The sequence below is a fragment of the Nocardioides marinisabuli genome, assembly GCF_013466785.1.
In the GTDB taxonomy this organism is placed as follows: domain Bacteria; phylum Actinomycetota; class Actinomycetes; order Propionibacteriales; family Nocardioidaceae; genus Nocardioides; species Nocardioides marinisabuli.
In genome coordinates this window covers 3,767,031-3,787,614 of sequence record NZ_CP059163.1, presented here as the reverse complement: position 1 = coordinate 3,787,614, position 20,584 = coordinate 3,767,031, and the positions used below count along the sequence as shown (strand labels likewise).

Genomic DNA, 20,584 nt, shown 5'->3' with positions numbered 1-20,584 from the left:
TACGATTGGGCTCCTATGATCACCGCTCATCAGCTCGAAGTCCGTGCCGGCGCGCGTCTCCTGATGGAGGACGTGAGCTTCCGCGTGGCCGCGGGCGACAAGGTCGGCCTGGTCGGTCGCAACGGCGCCGGCAAGACCACCCTCACCAAGATCCTCTCCGGCGAGGCGCTGCCCGCCGGCGGCTCGGTGACCAGGAGCGGCGAGATCGGCTACCTGCCGCAGGACCCGCGCACCGGTGACCCCGAGGTCCTGGCCCGCGACCGGATCCTCTCCGCGCGCGGGCTCGACGACGTCGTACGCCGCCTGCGTGCGGCCGAGGAGCAGATGGGCTCCGACGACGCGGCCGTGCGCGAGAAGGCGATGCGCCGCTACAGCCGCGCCGACGACGAGATGCACGCGGGCGGCGGCTACGCCGCGGAGTCCGAGGCCGCCACGATCGCGGCCAGCCTCGGCATCCCCGACCGGATCCTGGGCCAGCAGCTCAAGACGCTCTCGGGCGGCCAGCGCCGCCGTGTCGAGCTGGCCCGCATCCTCTTCTCCGGCGCCGAGATCCTGATCCTCGACGAGCCGACCAACCACCTCGACGCCGACTCGATCGTGTGGCTGCGCGAGTTCCTCAAGGCCCACAAGGGCGGCTTCATCGTGATCTCCCACGACAACGAGCTGCTCGAGGCCACCGTCAACAAGGTGATGCACCTCGACGCCAACCGCACCGCCATGGACGTCTACAACATGGGGTGGAAGAACTACCTGACCCAGCGCGAGACCGACGAGGTACGTCGTCGGCGTGAGCGGATGAACGCCGAGAACAAGGCCAAGACCCTCACCGACCAGGCCAACAAGATGCGCGCGAAGGCCTCCAAGGCCCAGGCGGCGCAGTCGATGCTCAAGCGGGCCGAGAAGATGATGGCCGGGCTCGAGGGCGAGCGCGCGGCCGACAAGGTCGCCCGCATCAAGTTCCCCGCCCCGGCGCCGTGCGGCAAGACCCCGATCACCGCGCGCGAGCTGTCGAAGACCTACGGCTCGCTCGAGGTCTTCACCGGCGTCGACCTGGCCATCGACAAGGGCTCCCGCGTCGTCATCCTCGGCCTCAACGGCGCCGGCAAGACCACGATGCTGCGCATCCTGGCCGGCGTCGACCAGCCCGACACCGGCGAGGTCGTGCCCGGCCACGGCCTGAAGGTCGGCTACTACGCCCAGGAGCACGAGACGCTCGACACCTCGCGCACGGTGCTGGAGAACATGCAGTCCGCGGCGCCCCAGCTGACCGACGTCGAGGCCCGCTCGGTGCTGGGCTCGTTCCTCTTCTCCGGCGACGACGCCCACAAGTCCGCCCAGGTGCTCTCCGGTGGCGAGAAGACCCGGCTCGCGCTGGCCTCGCTGGTGGTCTCCAGCGCCAACGTGCTGCTGCTCGACGAGCCCACCAACAACCTCGACCCGGCCTCCCGCGAGGAGGTGCTGGCCGCGATCCGCACCTACGAGGGCGCGATCATCCTGGTCACCCACGACGAGGGCGCGGTGCGCGCCCTCGAGCCCGACCGGGTGCTGCTGCTGCCGGACGGTGACGAGGACCTGTGGAACGAGGGGTACGCCGACCTGGTCTCGCTGGCCTGAGGCCGCCGGGGCCGGTGTCGGTGCCGGTTCCTAGACTCCGGGCATGACTCCTGAAGAGCTCGCCGCGGTCGGTCTGGTCGTCGAGGTGGAGGGGGCGGTCGCGACCGTCACCCTCGACCGTCCCGAGGTGCGCAACGCGCAGACCCCGGCGATGTGGCGCGCCCTCACCACGATCGGCGAGCGGCTGGTCGCCGACGACGACGTGCGCGTCGTGGTGGTGCGCGGCGCCGGCACCAGCTTCTCGGCCGGCCTCGACCGCGCGATGCTCGACCCGACCTCCTCGACCGAGGGCGTGGAATCGGTGGCCGACCTGCTCAGCCGCAGCGAGGAGGAGATGTCGGCGACGATCGACGACTACCAGCGCGGCTTCACCTGGCTGCGCGACCCCTCGTTCGTCTCCATCGCCGCGGTGCAGGGCTACGCGGTCGGCGCCGGCTTCCAGCTGGCGCTCTCCTGCGACCTGCGGGTGCTCACCGACGACGCCCAGCTGTGCATGAAGGAGACGGCGCTGGGCCTGGTCCCCGACCTGACGGGAACAAAGCCCCTGGTCGAGGCGGTTGGGTACTCCAGGGCACTGGAGATCTGTGCCACGGCACGCATGGTCGGTGCCGAGGAGGCGGTGCGCATCGGCATCGCCCTCACCGTGGTGCCGACCGACCAGCTCGCTGCGACCGTCGCCCACCTCGCCGGCTCCCTGACCGCCCCGATGCCCGGGGCGGTGCGTGAGACCAAGGCGCTGGTGCAGACGGCGGCCGCGTCGTCGCTGGAGGACCAGCGCCGCCTCGAGCGGGAGGCGCAGGGCCGACGGTTCCGCGAGGTCGCGAGCACGATGCAGCAGTGAGTGGGTCCGGCGACGGGCCAGTGAGGAGCGCGACGTGTCGGGGATGATGGGGGCCGGCATGGCCTGGCGCCACCTGAGGTCGGACCGCAGCGTGGTCAACAACCGGCTCTCGCGCCAGACGGTGCGCCGGGTGGTCGGCTTCGCCCGGCCCCACCGGGGCCTGATCTCGGTGTTCCTGGTGCTCACCGTCATCGACGCGTCGCTGGTCGTCGTCACCCCGTTGCTGGTCCAGAAGATCGTCGACGACGGCATCCTGGCGGGCGATCGCGGCCTCGTCACGCTGCTCGCGCTGGCGATGGCCGGCTTCGCCGTCTTCAACGCGGTGCTCAGCGTGCTGGCCGGCTGGCTCTCCTCGCGCATCGGGGAGAGCCTGATCTTCGACCTGCGCTCCCAGGTCTTCGCCCACGTGCAGCGCCAGTCGATGGCCTTCTTCACCCGCACCCAGACCGGCGCCCTGGTCAGCCGGCTCAACAACGACGTCATCGGCGCCCAGCGGGCCTTCACCTCGACGCTGTCCAGCACCGTCTCGAACTCGATCGCCGCGGTCGTCGTCGGCGTCACGATGCTGGCGTTGAGCTGGCAGGTGACGCTGCTGTGCGTCGCCCTCTTCCCGCTGCTCTTCCTGGCCTCCCGCTTCGTCAGCAACCGGCTGGCCGGGCTGACCCGCGAGCAGATGGACGGCAACGCCGACCTCGGCAACAACATGACCGAGCGGTTCAACGTGGGCGGCGCGATGCTGCTCAAGCTCTTCGGCCGTCGCGACGACGAGGACGCGCTGTTCCGCACCAAGGCCGCCAAGGTCCGCGACCTGGGGGTGCGGATCAGCCTGATCACCCGCATCTTCGGCGCCACGATGGTCCTGGTGCCCGCGCTGGCCACCGCGCTGGTCTACGGCGTGGGCGGTCAGCTGGTCATCAGCGACACGCTCACCATCGGCACCCTGCTGGCCCTGGCGACCCTGCTGCTGCGCCTCCTCGGCCCCCTGCAGGGTCTCTCCAACGTCCGCATCGACGTGATGACGGCGGTGGTGAGCTTCGAGCGGGTCTTCGAGGTGCTCGACCTGCCCTCCCTCATCGTGGAGAAGGACGACGCGGTGGTGCTGCCGCGTTCCGCGGCGCGGCTGGAGTTCGACCGGGTCGGGTTCACCTACCCGAGCGCCGCCGAGCTCTCCCTGCCCTCCCTCGAGGGCGTGGCGCGGCCCGAGGCCGGCGCCAGCGGCCCGGTGCTGCACGACGTCTCCTTCACCGCCGACGTCGGCCGGATGGTCGCGCTGGTCGGGCCGTCGGGTGCCGGCAAGACCACCGTCACGCACCTCGTGGCGCGGCTGTACGACGCCACCTCGGGCACGGTGCGCGTCGGCGGCCACGACGTGCGCGAGGTCAGCCTGCAGTCCCTCGAGGACGCGGTCGGCTACGTCACCCAGGACGCGCACCTCTTCCACGACACCATCCGCGCCAACATGCTCTACGCCCGTCCCGGCGCCGACGACGGCGAGATCTGGTCGAGCCTCGAGGCGGCCCAGATCGCCGAGACCGTCCGGCGCCTGCCCGACGGGCTCGACACCGTCGTCGGCGACCGCGGCTACCGGCTCTCGGGCGGTGAGCGCCAGCGGCTCGCGATCGCGCGGCTGCTGCTGAAGTCACCGGGCATCGTGGTCCTCGACGAGGCCACCGCCCACCTCGACAGCGAGTCCGAGGCCGCCGTGCAGCGCGCCCTCGACGCCGCCCTGGAGGGCCGCACCTCGCTCGTCATCGCCCACCGGCTCAGCACGGTGCGCAACGCCGACCTGATCCTGGTGCTCGACGAGGGCCGCATCGTCCAGTCCGGCACCCACGCCGAGCTGCTGGCCGAGGGCGGTCTCTACGCCGACCTCTACCGCACCCAGTTCGTCGACGACGTCTCCGCCCGCGGCTGACGCCGGGACGTCATGCGGTCGGGACGTCCGTCTCCGCCCGGCGCATGACGTCCTGCGTCGGCTCGTCCTCCGACGACGTCGTACGCCGGCGCCGGGGGCCGCGGCGCTCGTCCCAGGCCAGGTAGAAGAACCCGCCCACGGCGAGCAGGCCGAAGAACCACCACTGCAGGCCGTAGAAGAAGTGCGGGCCGTTGTCGAGCTCGGGCATCTCGACGGGCTCGAGGGCGGTCGCGGGCTCCGGGTCCTCGGAGCGCAGGTCGACGAAGCCGCCGTACACCTCGCGCTCGATGGCCTCGCCGATGCGTTCGCTGCTCACCGCCCGGGTGGACAGGTCGCTGACGGCGGTGGAGTCGCCGCTGCCGTCGGCGCGCACCCAGCCGGAGATCTCGACCTCGCCGGCGGGCGGCTGCGGGACGTCGTCGGGCCGGGTGGTGCCGGCGGCGCGGGTGGCCAGCCAGCCGCGGTCGACGAGCAGCGTGGTGCCCGAGGAGGTCACGAGGGGGACGACCACGTCGACGCCCGAGGCGCCGTCCCGGGTGCGGTAGCGCACGATCACGGTGTCCTCGGGGGCGTAGGTGCCGGTCGCGGTGACCACCCGCCACTCGTCGTCGGGATCGACGTCGCCGCCGGGGGAGAGGACCTCGTCGACGGGGGCGGGGTCCTGCTCCTCGTTGGCCAGCACCACCGCGTTGTCGGCCTTGCGCTGCTCGAGGCGGTCGAACTGCCACTGGCCGAGCCACCAGGCGCCGGCGGCGAGGACCACCACGGCGAGCCCGAAGAGCAGCCAGCGACGCGAGAGCATGAACCGGAACGAGCGCACGTCTCGAGGTTATCCGCCGGAGCGTGGCGAGCCCCGTCCTGGTGCCCGCCTCGCCCGTATGCTTCCTCACATGGAGCCACTTCTTCTCGAGGACCGCTACGGCCGGGTGGCGACAGACCTCCGGGTGTCGCTCACCGACCGCTGCAACCTGCGCTGCAGCTACTGCATGCCGGCGGAGGGCCTCGACTGGCTGCCCGACGACTCGGTGCTCACCGACGACGAGGTGGTGCGCCTGATCGGCGTCGGCGTGCGCCACCTCGGCATCGACGAGGTCCGCTTCACCGGCGGAGAGCCGCTGGTGCGTCGCGGGCTCGTCGACATCGTGCACCGCACCCGCGAGCTGGGCCCCGACCTCGACATCTCGGTCACCACCAACGCGCTCGGGCTCTCCCGCAACGCGGGGGCGCTCAAGCAGGCCGGCCTCGACCGGGTCAACGTCAGCCTCGACACCGCCCGCGCCGACACCTTCCACCGCATCACCCGCCGCGACCGCTTCCACGACGTGGTGGCGGGCCTGGAGGCCGCGCAGGCGGCCGGGCTGGGGCCGGTGAAGGTCAACGCGGTGCTGCTGCGCGGCGAGAACGAGGACCAGGCACCGGAGCTCCTGGCGTGGTGCCTCGAGCGCGGCTACGAGCTGCGCTTCATCGAGCAGATGCCCCTCGACGCCCAGCACGGCTGGAGCCGCGAGGGCATGATCACCGCCGACGAGATCTTCACCAGCCTCGCGGAGGCCTTCACCCTCACCCCGGCCGAGGAGCCGCGGGGCAGCGCGCCCGCCGAGCTGTTCACCGTCGACGGCGGCCCCGGCACCGTCGGCGTGATCGCCTCGGTCACCCGCCCGTTCTGCGGCGACTGCGACCGGGTGCGGCTGACGGCCGACGGCCAGGTGCGCAACTGCCTCTTCGCCCGCTCCGAGTCCGACCTGCGCGCCGCGCTGCGCGAGGGGGCCAGCGACGAGGAGCTCGCCCAGCGCTGGGTCGTGGCGATGCGCGGCAAGGCCGCCGGGCACGGCATCGACGACCCGACGTTCCTGCAGCCCGACCGTCCGATGTCGGCGATCGGCGGCTGACCCGGCACCCGGCGGCCAGGCCGGGGGTGGCCTCAGACGGTGTGGTCGGCGCCCGCGTGGTGCTCGACGACCTCGATGAGGAAACCTCGCGAGCCCAGGAACGTGCCGAGCGACTCGCGGTGCTCGGGGCAGGCCAGCCAGGCCTTGCGGCGCTCGGGGGTGTGGATCCTGGGGTTGCGCCACAGCAGGGCGTGCACGGCCGGCTGGGTGCAGCCCTTGGCCGAGCAGGAGTCGCTCTCGCTCATCGTCCACCCAGCCCGGCGCGCTGGGCGGAGCCCGCGGACTCCAGCTCGGGGACCCCGAAGGCGCCGCTGCGCAGCTGGAAGCCGTCGACCCGGTTGGCCTGGGCGTTGGCCAGGACCACCGCGATGTAGGGCAGCACGAGCGCACCCACGATGAGGATCGGCCACAACCACGAGATCCCGGCGAGCCCGGCGACGCCGGCCCCGACGAAGCACGCCGAGCGCAGCGTCATCGACAGCAGGTAGCGCTTCTGGCGCTTGCGGAGGTCCTCCTCGTGGCTCACCGCCGCCGTCGTGATCCGCACAGCATCGTCGTCGCGTGCTCTCTGCCTGGCCATGACCTCGAGCGTACGTCGGCAGGACTAGGCTCCCCATATGACCAATCGCACTTATCGCATCTCCGAGATCGTCGGCACCTCTCCCGAGGGCATCGACGCCGCCATCCGCAACGGCGTCGAGCGCGCCTCGCGCACCCTGCGCCACCTCGACTGGTTCGAGGTCACCCAGGTCCGGGGCCAGGTTAAGGACGGCGCGGTCGAGCACTTCCAGGTCGGTCTCAAGGTCGGCTTCCGCCTCGAGGACGACTGATCCTCCTGCGGCCCACGACGTGACGACCCGCGCGTGGTTTCTGGTACGCGCGGGTAATCACTAGCGTCGTCGAGCGTGAGCCAGAGCACCCAGCCGACCACGCCTGACACGACGTCCGAGCCCCGTTCCGTGCTGGTCACGGGCGGCAACCGCGGCATCGGCCGCGCCATCGCCGAGGCCTTCCTGGCCCAGGGTGACAAGGTCGCGGTCACCACCCGCAGCGGCGGCGCCCCCGAGGGCGCCCTCGACGTGCGCTGCGACGTGACCGACCCCGCCGCCGTCGAGGCGGCCTTCGCCGAGGTGGAGGCCGCCCACGGCCCGGTCGAGGTGCTGGTCGCCAACGCCGGCATCACCGCCGACACCCTGCTGCTGCGGATGAGCGAGGACGACTGGTCCTCGGTCATCGACACCAACCTGACCGGGTCGTTCCGGCTGGCCAAGCGCGCCAGCAAGGGCATGCTGCGCCTGCGGCGCGGCCGCATCATCCTGATCTCCTCGGTGGTCGCGATGCTCGGCTCCCCGGGGCAGGTCAACTACGCCGCCTCCAAGGCCGGCCTGGTCGGCGTCGCCCGGTCGCTGGCCCGCGAGCTCGGCTCGCGCTCCATCACCACCAACGTGGTGGCCCCCGGCTTCATCGAGACCGACATGACCGCCTCGCTGCCCGCCGAGCAGCAGGCCGAGTACGCCGCGCGCATCCCGCTCGGACGCCTCGGCGCGGCCGAGGAGGTCGCCGGCACCGTGCTGTGGCTCGCCGGGCCCGCGGCGGCGTACGTCACCGGCGCCGTGATCCCGGTCGACGGCGGCCTCGGCATGGGTCACTGAGACCCACCCCCAGCAGGACCCCACCTCACCCAAGGAGCAGACGATGGGCATTCTCGACGGCAAGCGGATCCTGGTGGCCGGGGTGACGATGGACTCCTCCATCGGCTTCGCGACCGCGAAGGTCGCCCAGGAGCAGGGCGCGACCGTGCTCATCTCGAACTTCGGCCGGGCCCTCGGCATCACCCGGCGCATCGCCAAGCGGCTGCCGGTCGAGCCGCCGGTCATCGAGCTCGACGTCACCGACGACGAGCACCTGGCGCGGCTGCCCGAGCTGGTGGGCGAGCACGTCGACGGGCTCGACGGCGTCGTGCACTCGATCGCCTTCGGCAACCCCGAGACGCTGCTGGGCGGCAAGTTCCTCGAGGGCCCCTGGGACGACGTCGCGCAGGCGGTGCAGGTCTCGGCGTACTCGCTGAAGTCGCTGACCACCGCCTGCCGCCCGCTGATGGCCGACGGCGGCTCGGTGGTCGGGCTGACCTTCGACGCCACCGTCGCCTGGCCGGCCTACGACTGGATGGGCGTGGCGAAGGCCGCGCTCGAGTCGACCTCGCGCTACCTGGCCCGCGACCTGGGACCCGAGGGCATCCGGGTCAACCTGGTCTCGGCCGGGCCGCTGAAGACCCTGGCGGCCAAGGCGATCCCCGGCTTCGAGGAGCTCGACTCGATGTGGGCCACCCGCTCGCCGCTCGGTTGGGACAACACCGACCAGGGGCCGACGGCCAAGGCGGTCTGCGCGCTGCTCTCCGACTTCTTCCCCGCCACCACCGGCGAGATCGTCCACGTCGACGGCGGCTTCCACGCGATGGGCGCCTGAGCGCGCGAGCCGGTAGCGTCGCGCCGGTGAGCGCACCAGGAGCCGGTCAGGACGTCGCCCCCACCACGCACGCGCTGGTCGAGCTGCGGGTGCTCGAGGGTCCCAACCTCTACTTCCCCCGGGCGGCGGTGAAGCTGACCCTCGACGTCGGGGCCTTGGCCACCGCGCCGGTCGACGTCGCCCTGGTGCTCGCCGAGCGCATCGGGCTGGAGGGCGCCCGCCCCGGCGAGCCGGAGTCCGGCTTCCGCCAGCGCTTCGCGCTGCGTGCCGTGGCGCGGCTGGTGCGGGCCGTGGCCCAGGAGTCCGGCACCTCCTCGCTGGCCGTGCGGTGCGCCCCACCAACGACGCCCACCAGGTCGTCGTCGCCTACCCGTGGGCCCACCGCGAGCGGGCCCGCGCGATGGGGCGCGCGGTCGCGTCGGTGCTCGACACCCTGGTGCCCGGCGACGACGGCGTCAGCACCGACCGGCTCTCGGCGGCCGTCTCGGTCGCGGCCGAGACCGTCGCCACCAGTGAGCCCGGCGACGCCCCGACGACCCTGGAGCCGCGGGTGCCCGTCGTGGCGGTCACCGGCACCAACGGCAAGACCACCACCTCGCGGATGGTCGCCCACATCGGCCGCGAGTGGGGCAAGGTCGTCGGCTGGTCCAACACCGACGGCGTGTACGTCGACGGGGTGCTCGTCGAGCCCGGTGACTACTCGGGGCCCAGCGGCGCCGGCCGCGTGCTGGCCCACGAGGAGGTCGAGCTGGCGGTCACCGAGACCGCCCGGGGCGGGATCCTGCTCAAGGGCATCGGGCTGACCCGCAACGACGTCTCGGTCGTCACCAACGTCTCGGCCGACCACCTGGGGCTGCACGGCATCGACACCCTCGACCAGCTCGCCGAGGTCAAGGCCGTGGTGCCCCGGATCACCGCGCCCGAGGGCTGGGCGGTGCTCAACGCCGACGACCCGCGGGTGCTCTCGATGCGCTGGGTGGTCAAGTCGCAGGTGTGGGTGTTCTCCCGCGACCCCGACTCGCCCGCCGTGCGGGAGGTGCTCGCCGACGGCGGCCGCGCCACCACCGTCATCGACGGCTGGCTGTGCGTCCTGGAGCCCGACGCCGACCCCGACCCGCTGCTCGAGCTGGTCGACGTGCCGATGACCCTGGCCGGGCTGAGCCACTACAACGTCGAGAACGCCCTGGCCGCGGCCTCCGCCGCGCTGGCGGTCGGGATCCCCCGCGAGGTCGTCATCGCCGGCCTGCGCTCGTTCCTGCCCGACGCCGAGCACAACCCGGGCCGGATGAACTGCTTCACCGTGCCGGTCTCCGACGGCGAGGTCACCGTCGTGATGGACCTGGCCCACAACGAGGCCGGCCTCGAGGCGATGTTCGAGATCCTGCACGGCGTCCGCCCCGAGGGTGCCCGGGTGCTGCTCGGGATGGGGGTCGTCGGCGACCGCTCCGAGGAGCTGATCGAGAAGATCGGCGAGATCGCGGCGCGTGACGCCGACGTCGTGGCCATCGGTCACAAGGAGAAGTACTTCCGCGGCCGCACCCCCGAGGAGCTCGAGGGCCTGATGCGCGCCGGCGCCGAGCGGGTCGGCGTCACCGCCGTGCCGGCGTACCCGACGGAGGTGGGGGTGCTCTCGGCCCTGGTCGGCCAGGCGCTGCCCGGGGAGGTCGTGGGGCTGATGTGCCACGCCGACCGCGAGGGCGTCTACGAGTGGATCGCCGAGGCCGGGGGAGTCCCCGACACCGCCGAGACGCTGGCGGCGAAGGTGCGGGCCGCGCGCGCCGGGTGAGCCGCTCGGGTGCCGGTGGCAGGATCGTGACGCACAGCACACCGGCCCAGCGCACCCCCTCGGAGGACCCGCCATGCGCAGCACCATGCAGGACGACCAGCTCACCATCGGCGCCATCCGCCGCCACGTCGTCGACGTCCACCCCGACGGGGAGGTCGTCACCGCGACGCCCGACGGCAGCCGCACCACGTCGTACGGCGCCCTGGACGAGCGCACCGCGCGCCTGGCCTCGGCGCTGCGGGGCCTGGGCGTCGACGCCGACCAGCGGGTCGCGACCTTCCAGTGGAACAACGTCGAGCACCTCGAGGCCTACCTGGCGGTGCCGTCGATGGGCGCGGTGCTGCACACGCTCAACATCCGGCTCTTCCCCGAGCAGCTGGTCTACGTCGCCAACCACGCGGAGGACCACGTCGTCATCGTCGACGACTCGCTGGTGGGGCTGCTCGCGCCCCGGCTGGGGGAGATGACGACCGTCGAGCACGTCGTGGTCGCCGGACCCGACGCCGGCGACGCCGACCTCGACTCCCTGCGCGCGAGCGGCAAGCAGGTGCACCTCTACGAGGACCTGCTGGCCGCCGCGTCGCCGGGCTTCGACTGGCCCGACGTGGACGAGCGCGACGCCGCGGCGATGTGCTACACCTCCGGCACCACCGGCAACCCCAAGGGCGTCGTCTACAGCCACCGCTCGGCGTACCTGCACTCGCTGGCGGTCTGCGGCGGCAACATCTCGGGGCTCTCCTTCGAGGACCGGGTGCTGCCGATCGTGCCGATGTTCCACGCCAACGCCTGGGGGCTGCCCTACTCGGCGATGATGAGCGGCGCGTCGCTGTGCATGCCCGACCGGTGGCTGCAGGCCGAGCCGCTGGTCCGCTTCGTGCGCGAGAGCCGGCCCACGGTGTCCGGGGGCGTGCCGACCGTGTGGAACGACGTGCTGCACCACCTCGACGACCACCCGGAGGCCCGGCTGGACTCGCTGCGCCTGGTCCTCTGCGGCGGCTCGGCGGTGCCGATCTCGCTCCAGCAGGCCCTGCAGGAGCGCCACGGCATCGTGGTGCGTCAGGCGTGGGGGATGACCGAGACCTCCCCGGTGGCCTCGACCGGGCTGCCGCCGGTCGGCTGCTCGGAGGAGGAGCAGTGGCGCTACCGGGGCACCCAGGGCCGGCTGGCGTGCGGGGTCTCGGCGCGGATCGTCGGCGACGACGGCAGCGTCCTGCCCCGTGACGGCGCCAGCGTCGGCGAGCTCGAGGTGCGCGGACCCTGGGTGACCGGGGCCTACTACCGGCCCGAGGAGGCCGAGCGCGAGGAGGCCGAGGCCAAGTTCCACGACGGCTGGCTGCGCACCGGCGACGTCGGGCACCTCGACGAGCGGGGCTACATCACGCTGACCGACCGGGCCAAGGACGTCATCAAGTCGGGCGGCGAGTGGATCTCCTCGGTCGACCTGGAGAACGCGCTGATGGGTCACGACGCCGTGCTGGAGGCGGCCGTGGTCGCCATCCCCGACGAGAAGTGGCAGGAGCGCCCCCTCGCCTCCGTCGTGGTCCGCGAGGGCGCCAGCGTCAGCGCCGAGGAGCTGCGCGCGCACCTGGCCCGCGACTTCGCCGCCTGGCAGCTGCCCGACGCCTGGACCTTCATCGACGAGGTGCCCCGCACCTCGGTGGGCAAGTTCGACAAGAAGGTCCTGCGCCGCCGCTTCGCCGACGGCGAGCTCACCGTCGAGCGGTAGCGGCCGACGGCCGAGCGGTCACTTCTGAACCTTCCACCAGTCAGTCCTGAACCACCGACCGGTCACCGCGCCGCAGGGGCGGGGTCGAAAGTGACTGGTCGGTGGTTCAAAAGTGACTGCTCGGCCGTCAGGCCTCGGGGTGGGGGGTGGCGACGTAGTCGGGGTCGGCGAGGGGGGAGTCGTCGGAGAAGCCGGCGCCGGCCTGGGCCTGCGGCGACCAGTTCTCGAGCTCGGTCATCACCGCCGCGTGCCGGTCGACGCACAGGACCACGAGGTCGCCGCGGTTGGCGCGCGACATGGCGTGGCGCACCGCGTCGTTCTCCTCGAGGATCTGCTCGACCTGCTTGCAGCGCGCCCCGGCGGCCATCGCCGAGCGCACCCCCTCGAGCACCAGCGCCGCGGTCTCGCCGCGCTGGCGCTTGCGCAGCGCCTCGTCCTCGCGCACGACCACGACGTCGAAGTGCTGCGCGGCGACCTCGCCGAGCTCGCGCATGTCCTGGTCGCGCCGGTCGCCCGCGGTGGCGATGACGCCGATGCGGGAGGGGCGGGCCAGGTCGTGGGAGCCCTCGAGGGAGTCGCCGACGCGGTCGACGAAGTCGCCGAGCATCCGCATCCCGGGGGCGTTGTGGCAGTAGTCGATGATGACGTTGACGCCGTTGACCTCGATCTCGTTGAGACGACCGGGGGAGAGGTAGTAGTTCGTCGAGAACGAGCGCAGGCCCTGGCGGATGTCGTGCAGCGGGGCGCCCGAGGCGAACGCCGCGGCGGCGGCCGCGAGCGCGTTCTGCACGTTCATCCGCGCCTTGCCGCCGAAGGTCGCCGGCAGCAGGTGGGTCCAGGCCAGCTGCATCTCGCGCGGGCCGTGCTTGACCACGATCATCTCGCCGCGCTCGGAGGGGTTGAGCACCAGCGCCTTGCCGCCGCGGCGGCAGTGGGCGTCGATCATGTCGCGGGTCTCGGTGCCCGGCTCGTCCATGGAGAACCACACCACCTGGCCCGAGCAGCGGCGCCGCATGTTGCGCACCAGCGGGTCGTCGGCGTTGAGCACGGCGTGCCCGTCGCGCGGGACCGCCTCGACCAGCACCGCCTTGACGTCGGCGAGCTGCTCGACGGTGTCGATGCCGCGCAGCCCCAGGTGGTCGGGGGCGACGTTGAGGACCACGGCCACGTCGTTGCGCTCGTAGCCCAGGCCCTCGCGCAGGATGCCGCCGCGGGCCACCTCGAAGACGGCCGTGTCGACGCGCGGGTTCTGCAGGACCATCCGGGCCGAGCGGGGCCCGGAGGCGTCGGCCCGGATCACCAGGCGCTCGTCGATGACCACGCCGTCGGTGGAGGTCATGCCGACCTTGCGGCCCATGCCCTTGAAGATGTGGCTGATCATCCGCGAGGTGGTCGTCTTGCCGTTGGTGCCGGTGACGGCCACGATCGGGATCCGCGACTTGGCGCCCGGCGGGAAGAGCATGTCGACGACGGGCTTGGCGATGAACTGCGGCTCGCCGATGGTCGGGTGCGTGTGCATCCGGAAGCCGGGGGCCGCGTTGACCTCGCAGATCGCACCGCCGGTCTCGCGCACCGGCTCGGTGATGTCGGGGCAGATGAAGTCGATGCCGGCGATGTCGAGGCCGACCATGCGGGCGGCCTCCTCGGCGATCTCGACGTTCTCGGGGTGCGCCTCGAAGGTGCGGTCGATGGAGATGCCGCCGGTCGACATGTTGCCGGTCAGCGCCAGGCGCACGGTGGTGCCCTCGGGCGGCACGTCGGACATCGCGAAGCCCTGCTCGCGCACCAGCTCGACGGCCGCGTCGTCGACCTTGATGCGGGTCAGCACCTTCTCGTGGCCCACGCCGCGGCGCGGGTCGGCGTTGGCGGTGTCGACCAGCTGCTCGACGGTGGAGGAGCCGTCGCCGACCACGGAGGCGGGCACCCGCTCGGCGATCGCGGCGACCTTGCCGTCGATGATCAGGCAGCGGTAGTCCTTGCCGACGACGAAGGACTCGACGATGACGTAGCCGCGGCGCGACTGCTCGCGCGCCACCTCGAAGGCCTCACGGACCTCCTTCTCGTCCTGGAGGTCCAGGCAGACACCGCGCCCGTGGTTGCCGTCGAGCGGCTTGACCACGACCGGGTAGCCGATCCGCTCGGCCGCGCGCACGCAGCCCTCGACGGTGCGCACCGACTCCTGCTTGGGCACCGGCAGCCCGGCGGCCGAGAGCAGCGAGGTGGTGAGGTCCTTGTCGGAGGCGATGTCGACGGCGATCGAGGAGGTCTGCGAGGTCATCGTGGCCCGGATCCGCTGGGCGTGGACGCCCTGGCCCAGCTGGACCAGCGAGTACTGGTTGAGCCGGATCCAGGGGATGTCGCGCGAGACGGCCTCGTCGATGATGGCCTGGGTCGAGGGGCCGAACGCCGTGCGCTGGGCGCGGCGGATGAACTCCTCGAGCTCGACGTCCCAGTCGAAGTCGGGGTCGGCCTCGACCAGGTGGTTGACCAGGCGCACGGCCAGCCGGCCGGCGGCGAGGCCGACCTGCTCGTCGGCGTACCCGAAGATCACGTTGTAGACGCCCTCGCGGCCCTTGACCTGGCGGGTCTTGCCGCGTCGTACGTCGTGGCCCACGACCTGCTGCAGCGCGAGCGCGCAGTGCTCGGCCACGTGGCCCAGCCAGGTGCCCTCGTGCAGGCGCTCGACGAACCCGCCGCGCTTGCCGCGCGAGCACGAGTGCTCGCGCAGCCCCGGCAGCATCGCGACCAGGTGGTCGGTGAAGCCGGGCAGGGTGCTGGTCGGGAACTTCTCCAGCACGCCCAGGTCGACCACCAGGTGGATGGCCCGGTCGTAGGACCAGATGTTGGCTCCGCGGTAGACCCGGGTCTCGACGATGCTCAGGTCGGGGGTGGGGCGCTCGGTCATCGGTTCGCTCCGTTCTCGGGGGTGGTCACGGGCTGCTCGTCGAGGGGCGACTGCTCCGCCGAGCGGAGCTTGCGCAGGCGCGCCATGCGGCGCTTGAGGACGGTGGGCGAGGCGTCGGAGGCGGCGATGTCGCGCGCCATCCGGCGCAGGTCCTTGCCGAACTCCTCGAGCTCGGCGGCGTCCTCGGGGGCCACCTCGGTCTCGCCGGGCAGCAGCTCGCGCGCCGTCAGGTCGTACGTCGCCCCGGCCGGCAGCACGTGCAGCACGACGCCGCTGGCCAGCAGCGGTGCCGAGCGCTTGGCCTCGAAGGCGTTGGTGATCATCCGGGAGCCGTCCATGACGGTCACGGCGCCGCGACCGGAGACCCGCAGCAGCTCGCGCTCCTCGCCGGTCTCCTCGTCCACCTCGTGGGTGACGGTGGCGGCGGTGTCCTCGTCGACGCCGATGCCCAGCAGCTGGGGGCTCTGGGCCACGATCATCAGCAGCCGCCCGTAGCGGTTGCGCTGCTCGAAGTGCTGGTCGATCACCGACGACGACACCAGGCCCAGGCCGGCGGCCACCTGGGTCATCCGCTGCTTGGGCGTCGCCCCGCCGGAGCCGAAGGCCACCATGTGGCTGGACTGGATGCTGGCGCCGGCCGAGGTGCCGGCCACGACCGCTCCGCGGTGGTGGGCCCGCACGATCGCGTCGCCGACCGGCGTGCCGTTGAGCAGGCCCGAGAGCTTGAGCTGGTTGCCGCCGGTCATGAAGACGCCGGTGGCGTCGTCGAGCAGGGCGACCAGCGCCTCGTCGTGGGCCTCCTCGCGGGAGGCGGGGTCGACGCAGGCGACCTGGGGTGCGCCCAGCTTGCGGAACAGGGCGTCGTAGACCGCCATGATCTCCTCGCCGATCGAGGAGGCGGTGGGGATGACGACGATGCGGGCCTCGCGATCACCGCTGGCGGTGACGAAGTCCTGCAGGACGGTGCGGCGGCGCAGCTTGTCCTCCGCGCCGCCGATGATCATCAGGGGACCTCTGGGCATGGCGACACGCTAGGGCATGACGCTCCTCACCCCGCAGGTGCCGCGGCACGGCGGTGCTGGATCGGTGAGCAGGGGGCTGGCAGGGTGGATGGGTGAGCAGCGAGAACGCCCCCCGACGCCTGGTCCTGGCCCGGCACGCCCAGGCCGTGGACGCGGCCGCGACCGACGCCGCCCGCGAGCTGAGCCCCCGCGGGCGACGCGACGCCGAGGCGGGCGGCCGGTGGCTGGCCGAGCAGGGCGTCGAGCCCGACCACGCGCTGGTGTCCTCGGCGGTGCGCACCGCGCAGACCTGGGAGCACCTGTGCGCGGGGGCCGGCTGGTCGCTGGCGCCCGACCTCGACCGCGGTCTCTACGAGGCCGGCACCGACGCGGCGCTGGACCTGGTGCGGCTGGTGCCCGCCGAGGTCGGCACGCTGGTCGTGGTGGGGCACAACCCGACCATCGGGTCCCTGGCGCACCTGCTCGACGACGGCGACGGCGACCCCGGGGCCGTCACCGCGCTGCTGGGCGGCTACCCGACCTCGGCGCTCACGGTCTTCGCGGTGGGCACCAGCTGGGCCGACCTCGCCCCGGAGTCGGCGACCGTGCTGGCCCACCACGTCGCCCGCGGCTGAGCCACGGGCCGCCCGGCTCAGACCGGCGGTGCCGGGGTGGTGATGCCGACCGCACGGTCGGCGGCCTCCACCTCCTCGCGGCTGATGCCCATCAGGTAGATGATCGCGTCGAGGTAGGGCACGTTGACCGAGGTGTCGGCGGCGTCGCGCACCATCGGCTTGGCGTTGTAGGCGATGCCGAGACCGGCGGCGGCCAGCATGTCGAGGTCGTTGGCGCCGTCGCCGATGGCGATGGTCGAGGCCACGTCGACGCCGATCTCGGCGGCGAACTCGCGCAGCGCCCTGGCCTTGCCGGCGCGGTCGACGACCTCGCCGACGATGCGACCGGTCAGGCGCCCGTCGACGATCTCGAGCTCGTTGGCCCGGGCGAAGTGGATGCCCAGGTCGGTGGCGAGCCGGTCGGTGATCTGGGTGAAGCCGCCCGAGACGATGGCGAAGCGGTAGCCCAACCGGCGCAGGGTCCGCACCATCGTGCGGGCGCCGGGGGCCAGCTGGATGGCGTCGTACACCTCGTGCAGGGCGCTGGCGGGCACCCCCTCGAGCAGGGCGACCCGTGAGCGCAGGGACTCCTCGAAGTCCAGCTCGCCGCGCATGGCGCGCTCGGTGACCTCGGCGACCTCGGCCTCGCAGCCGGCGTGCGCGGCGATCATCTCGATGACCTCGCCCTGGATGAGGGTGGAGTCGACGTCCATCACGATCAGGCGCATCCCGCGGCGCAGCAGGTTGGCGGGCTGCACGGCCACGTCGATGCCCTGGCTGGCGGCCTCGAGGGCCAGCAGCTCGCGCAGCCGCTCGGGCTCGGCCCCCGAGACGTGCAGGTCGAAGGCGGTGACGGGGTAGCGGGCCATCCGCTCGATGCGGTCGATGTTGGCGCCGGCCTCCGCGATCCGCCCGGCCACGGCCGCCATGGCCGAGGCGCTGAGCGGCGTGCCGAGCACGGTCACGTGGGAGCCGCCGCGGGCGGGGGGCCGGGTGTCGCCGGTGCCGGCCTCGACCTCGACGCTCATGTCGAGCTCGGCGGCGGTCTCCTCGACCGCGCGCTGCAGGCCCGCCGCGTCCTCGGGGACCGTCACCAGGACACCGAGGATGAGCCGGCGGCGCAGCCGGATCTGCTCGAGGTCGACCACCTCGACCCCGGCGCGGGCCAGGGTCGCGAACACCGCGGAGGTGACGCCGGGGCGGTCGCGGCCGGTCAGGGTGATCAGGAGCGTCTCGGGGCGTGCGCCCTCGGGCGGCGGGGATGGCTGGTTCATCGCAGGACGAGGCTAGCGCCGCCCGGCCCGGGGTTGAGCACCCGTACCCAGGCAGCTGAGTCCTTCGACCCTGGTGGCGGCCCGCCCCGGGGCGGTGTGCTGGATGCATGTCCTCCTACGCCCGCCCCGACCTGTGCCCCGACTGCGGGGCGGTGCTGCCGCAGGACCCGGTCTCGTGCCCCCGCTGCGGCCTGCCGCTGCGCGACCCGCTCGCCGACGAGCTGCTGGCGACGCTGCGGCGCGCCGACGAGCTGCTCGGGCGGCTGCGCGCGTCGGCGGTGCCCGGCGCCCCGGCCGCCGGCCCCGGGCCTGCGCCCGAGCCCGCCCCCGCGTCGCGCCGCCGCGGGCTCAGCCAGGCCACCGTGCCCCAGCTGCTGCTCGCGCTCGGCGCCGCCTGCCTGCTGGTCGCCGCCGTGGTCTTCCTCGCGGTGGCCTGGTCGTCGCTCGGGGTCGCCGGCCGCACCGCCGTGCTGCTCGTGCTGACGCTCTCGGCGGGCGGTGGCTCGCTGCTGCTCCGGCGCCACGACCTGGCGACGGCCGCCGAGGCCGTCGCCGCGGTCGCGCTCGGGCTGGTGGTCCTCGACGTGCTCGGGGCCGCCGAGTCGGGTTGGGTGCCCGAGCCGGGCAGCGCCGGGTCGGGCGTCGTGCTCGGGTCGGCGCTCGCGGCGGCCGGGCTGGCGCTCTCGGCGCTGCACCTGCTGCTGGCCCGGGCCCGCCCCGTCGTGCCCCAGCTGGTCCCGGCCCCGGCGCTGCTGGTGGTCGCGGGAGCCATGGCCGCCCTGGTCGACGACGGAGCCGGGGGAGGCGCCGGCGCCTGGGTCGGCGGCGTGCTCGGGTCCGGCGTGCTGGTGCTGCTCGGGGCCCGGCTGCGCCTGACGGTCCTGCGGGCGGCGGCCGCGGTCGGGGGAGTGCTGGCCTGGTGGGTGCTCCTGGCGGTCTCGGTCGTCGACACCACCGACGACCTGAGCCTGCGCGGGCTGTGGGCCGAGGGAGGCGCGACGTGGCTGCTGGTCGCCGTCCTCGCACTGCTGCCGCTGCTCGCCGGCGACGTACGCCGGCACCGGGCCGCGGTCGTGCCGGCCGTCGTGGCGCTGGCCCTGGTCAGCCTGGTCGTCGTGATGCCGGCCCTCGACGAGGGCGCTGACGCCGTCCTGGTCGCCACCGGCGCGGTCGTGGCCGCCTGGAGCCTGGTGGCGCTCGCGCTGGTGCTGGGGCCGCCGCGCCTGCCGGTCCGGGCCCGCGTGGTGCCGGTCGGGGCCGCCCTGGCCTTCGCAGCGCCGGTGCTCGGCCCGGTCCTCTCGATGCACACGGCCGCCCTCGACGCGCTGCTGAGCGTGGGGGACCCCTACTCGGCCTCCGTGGGCGTGCGCCTGCACGGTCTCGGCACGGCGTGGGACCCGTTGCTGCTCGTCCCGGCGGTGCTCGCGCTCGCGCTCCTGGCCCTGGTCGTGCTGGCGCTGGTCGCGCCGCGGGAGCCGTGGCGGCGCGCGGGCGTCACCGTGACCGGCCTGGCGGTGGTCGTCTCGGTCCTGGCCAGCGCCGCGCTGCTCGACGCGCCGCTGGCGGCGCTGGTGGTGCCGGTGGCGCTCGTGTCGGGGGCGACGGTGGCGCTCGCGCCCCGGTCGGCGGCCGGGGTCGGCCTCGCGGTCGCTGCGCTGACGGCGCTGCTGGCCCTGCCGAGCGCGGCGCTGGCGGCCGTGACCGCCGGTCTGCTCACCCTCGCCCTCGGCTCCCGGGTCGTGCGCGCCGGGGGAGCCGCCGCCACGGAGGTGTGGGCCGCGCTGCCCGTGGCGCTCGTGGCGGCCCTCTGGGCGCTCGGGAGCGTGGTCGGCCTCGACGTCGCCCAGCGCGGTGCGGCGACCCTGGTGGTCGTGGGCGGGCTGGCCCTGCTGGTACGTCGTGCCGACGTCGACGTCGCCACGGTGCTGGTCGCGCCGTGGCCGGCCGTCGCCGGCGTGCTCGCCGCCGACGACCTGTCGGTGTCGCTGTCGCTGCACCTGACCCTGGTCGGTGCCCTGCTCGTGGCTCGGGCCCTCACCGACGCCCGTCGCCGCCGGGTCGCCTGGGCGGGCGGGCTGCTGCTCGCCGCTGCGACCTGGGTGCAGCTGGCCGACATCGGGGTCGAGGCGCCCGAGCCCTACACCGCCCCCAGCGCCCTGGCGCTGCTCGTGGTGGGGCTGCTGGCGCTGCGTCGCACGCCCGGGCGCGGATCGGTGGAGACCCTGCTGCCGGGGCTGCTGCTGGCCGTCGTGCCCAGCCTGCTGTGGGTGCTGGCCCAGGACCCGGTGTCGTGGCGGGCGCTGCTGCTGGGCACGGGCTGCTTGGTCCTGGTGCTGGGCGGGACCCGGCTGGGCTGGCAGGCGCCGCTGCTCGTCGGCGGGGTCGCCGGCGCGCTGGTGGTGCTGCGCGAGCTGGCGCCGTACGCCGCCGCCACGCCGCAGTGGGTGCTGCTCGCGGCGGCGGGCGCCCTGCTGCTCGTGGTCGGGATCACCTGGGAGCGCCGGGTGCGCGACCTGAGGGTCGCCGGCGGCTACCTGGCGCGGCTGCGCTGAG

The 20,584-nt window shown here is 73.5% G+C and carries 17 protein-coding genes; 11 read left to right on the top strand and 6 right to left on the bottom strand.

Features of this window, described 5'->3' with window-relative positions:
* The first annotated feature begins 15 nt into the window (after positions 1-15).
* The 3 genes from H0S66_RS18225 to H0S66_RS18215 are packed head-to-tail and all read left to right on the top strand — an operon-like array spanning position 16 to position 4,370.
* Complete coding sequence (locus H0S66_RS18225) at positions 16-1,614, top strand: ABC-F family ATP-binding cassette domain-containing protein (protein WP_179616621.1); 1,599 nt, start codon at positions 16-18, stop codon at positions 1,612-1,614.
* 43 nt (positions 1,615-1,657) lie between these two features.
* Complete coding sequence (locus tag H0S66_RS18220) at positions 1,658-2,455, top strand: enoyl-CoA hydratase/isomerase family protein (RefSeq protein ID WP_179616620.1); 798 nt, start codon at positions 1,658-1,660, stop codon at positions 2,453-2,455.
* Positions 2,456-2,498: 43 nt separating this feature from the next.
* A complete protein-coding gene (locus tag H0S66_RS18215) occupies positions 2,499-4,370 on the top strand; it encodes an ABC transporter ATP-binding protein (protein WP_218877271.1) in 1,872 nt (623 codons plus the stop codon).
* Between the two features lie 10 nt (positions 4,371-4,380).
* Here H0S66_RS18215 and H0S66_RS18210 read toward each other — a convergent pair whose 3' ends face one another.
* The gene (locus tag H0S66_RS18210) at positions 4,381-5,190 is read right to left on the bottom strand and encodes an SURF1 family cytochrome oxidase biogenesis protein (RefSeq protein ID WP_179616619.1); all 810 of its coding nucleotides are present in this window, start codon (positions 5,188-5,190) and stop codon (positions 4,381-4,383) included.
* A gap of 70 nt (positions 5,191-5,260) precedes the next feature.
* On the opposite strand from H0S66_RS18210, the gene moaA reads away from it, so the two are divergent.
* The gene (gene moaA / locus H0S66_RS18205) at positions 5,261-6,259 is read left to right on the top strand and encodes a GTP 3',8-cyclase MoaA (RefSeq protein WP_246305176.1); all 999 of its coding nucleotides are present in this window, start codon (positions 5,261-5,263) and stop codon (positions 6,257-6,259) included.
* 32 nt (positions 6,260-6,291) lie between these two features.
* Here moaA and H0S66_RS18200 read toward each other — a convergent pair whose 3' ends face one another.
* Entirely contained in the window at positions 6,292-6,504 is a 213-nt protein-coding gene (locus tag H0S66_RS18200) for an acetone carboxylase (RefSeq protein ID WP_179616617.1), read from the bottom strand.
* Positions 6,501-6,839, bottom strand: a complete 339-nt coding sequence (locus tag H0S66_RS18195) for a DUF3099 domain-containing protein (RefSeq protein WP_179616616.1) — start codon at positions 6,837-6,839, stop codon at positions 6,501-6,503. Before H0S66_RS18195 ends, H0S66_RS18200 begins: the two co-directional genes overlap by 4 nt.
* Before the next feature lie 37 nt (positions 6,840-6,876).
* Here H0S66_RS18195 and H0S66_RS18190 point away from each other — a divergent pair, with 37 nt between their 5' ends.
* The 5 genes from H0S66_RS18190 to H0S66_RS18170 all read left to right on the top strand — a co-directional run bounded on the left by H0S66_RS18190 (position 6,877) and on the right by H0S66_RS18170 (position 12,237).
* Entirely contained in the window at positions 6,877-7,089 is a 213-nt protein-coding gene (locus tag H0S66_RS18190; RefSeq protein ID WP_179616615.1) for a dodecin, read from the top strand.
* A 75-nt stretch (positions 7,090-7,164) separates the two neighbouring features.
* On the top strand, positions 7,165-7,911 hold the full coding sequence (gene fabG, locus H0S66_RS18185) for a 3-oxoacyl-ACP reductase FabG (RefSeq protein ID WP_179616614.1): 747 nt from the start codon (positions 7,165-7,167) through the stop codon (positions 7,909-7,911).
* Positions 7,912-7,954: 43 nt separating this feature from the next.
* On the top strand, positions 7,955-8,725 hold the full coding sequence (fabI, locus tag H0S66_RS18180; RefSeq protein ID WP_179616613.1) for an enoyl-ACP reductase FabI: 771 nt from the start codon (positions 7,955-7,957) through the stop codon (positions 8,723-8,725).
* A 328-nt stretch (positions 8,726-9,053) separates the two neighbouring features.
* A complete protein-coding gene (locus tag H0S66_RS18175; RefSeq protein ID WP_258016981.1) occupies positions 9,054-10,511 on the top strand; it encodes a Mur ligase family protein in 1,458 nt (485 codons plus the stop codon).
* Between the two features lie 73 nt (positions 10,512-10,584).
* Positions 10,585-12,237, top strand: a complete 1,653-nt coding sequence (locus tag H0S66_RS18170) for a fatty acid--CoA ligase (protein WP_179616612.1) — start codon at positions 10,585-10,587, stop codon at positions 12,235-12,237.
* Positions 12,238-12,364: 127 nt separating this feature from the next.
* Here the strand turns inward: H0S66_RS18170 and cphA are convergent, their stop codons facing one another.
* Complete coding sequence (cphA, locus tag H0S66_RS18165; protein WP_179616611.1) at positions 12,365-15,142, bottom strand: cyanophycin synthetase; 2,778 nt, start codon at positions 15,140-15,142, stop codon at positions 12,365-12,367.
* Positions 15,139-16,164, bottom strand: a complete 1,026-nt coding sequence (locus tag H0S66_RS18160; RefSeq protein WP_179616610.1) for a cyanophycinase — start codon at positions 16,162-16,164, stop codon at positions 15,139-15,141. Before H0S66_RS18160 ends, cphA begins: the two co-directional genes overlap by 4 nt.
* Before the next feature lie 92 nt (positions 16,165-16,256).
* Here H0S66_RS18160 and H0S66_RS18155 point away from each other — a divergent pair, with 92 nt between their 5' ends.
* Positions 16,257-16,778: a SixA phosphatase family protein gene (locus tag H0S66_RS18155; RefSeq protein WP_179616609.1), complete on the top strand. Its 522-nt coding sequence runs from the start codon at positions 16,257-16,259 to the stop codon at positions 16,776-16,778.
* Between the two features lie 17 nt (positions 16,779-16,795).
* Here H0S66_RS18155 and serB read toward each other — a convergent pair whose 3' ends face one another.
* Entirely contained in the window at positions 16,796-18,031 is a 1,236-nt protein-coding gene (gene serB, locus H0S66_RS18150; RefSeq protein WP_179616608.1) for a phosphoserine phosphatase SerB, read from the bottom strand.
* A gap of 107 nt (positions 18,032-18,138) precedes the next feature.
* On the opposite strand from serB, the gene H0S66_RS18145 reads away from it, so the two are divergent.
* Positions 18,139-20,583 carry a zinc ribbon domain-containing protein gene (locus H0S66_RS18145; RefSeq protein ID WP_179616607.1) on the top strand — a complete coding sequence of 815 codons (2,445 nt, stop codon included), beginning with the start codon at positions 18,139-18,141 and terminating at the stop codon, positions 20,581-20,583.
* The last annotated feature ends 1 nt before the right edge of the window (position 20,584 follow it).

Bases quoted from the DNA above. Each gene is read 5' to 3' on its own strand.
- H0S66_RS18225 (WP_179616621.1), top strand. From the start codon at position 16: ATGATCACCGCTCATCAGCTCGAAGTCCGTGCCGGCGCGCGTCTCCTG.
- H0S66_RS18220 (WP_179616620.1), top strand. From the start codon at position 1,658: ATGACTCCTGAAGAGCTCGCCGCGGTCGGTCTGGTCGTCGAGGTGGAG.
- H0S66_RS18215 (WP_218877271.1), top strand. From the start codon at position 2,499: ATGATGGGGGCCGGCATGGCCTGGCGCCACCTGAGGTCGGACCGCAGC.
- moaA (WP_246305176.1), top strand. From the start codon at position 5,261: ATGGAGCCACTTCTTCTCGAGGACCGCTACGGCCGGGTGGCGACAGAC.
- H0S66_RS18200 (WP_179616617.1), bottom strand. From the start codon at position 6,504: ATGAGCGAGAGCGACTCCTGCTCGGCCAAGGGCTGCACCCAGCCGGCC.
- H0S66_RS18195 (WP_179616616.1), bottom strand. From the start codon at position 6,839: ATGGCCAGGCAGAGAGCACGCGACGACGATGCTGTGCGGATCACGACG.
- H0S66_RS18190 (WP_179616615.1), top strand. From the start codon at position 6,877: ATGACCAATCGCACTTATCGCATCTCCGAGATCGTCGGCACCTCTCCC.
- fabI (WP_179616613.1), top strand. From the start codon at position 7,955: ATGGGCATTCTCGACGGCAAGCGGATCCTGGTGGCCGGGGTGACGATG.
- H0S66_RS18170 (WP_179616612.1), top strand. From the start codon at position 10,585: ATGCGCAGCACCATGCAGGACGACCAGCTCACCATCGGCGCCATCCGC.
- cphA (WP_179616611.1), bottom strand. From the start codon at position 15,142: ATGACCGAGCGCCCCACCCCCGACCTGAGCATCGTCGAGACCCGGGTC.
- H0S66_RS18160 (WP_179616610.1), bottom strand. From the start codon at position 16,164: ATGCCCAGAGGTCCCCTGATGATCATCGGCGGCGCGGAGGACAAGCTG.
- serB (WP_179616608.1), bottom strand. From the start codon at position 18,031: ATGAACCAGCCATCCCCGCCGCCCGAGGGCGCACGCCCCGAGACGCTC.
- H0S66_RS18145 (WP_179616607.1), top strand. From the start codon at position 18,139: ATGTCCTCCTACGCCCGCCCCGACCTGTGCCCCGACTGCGGGGCGGTG.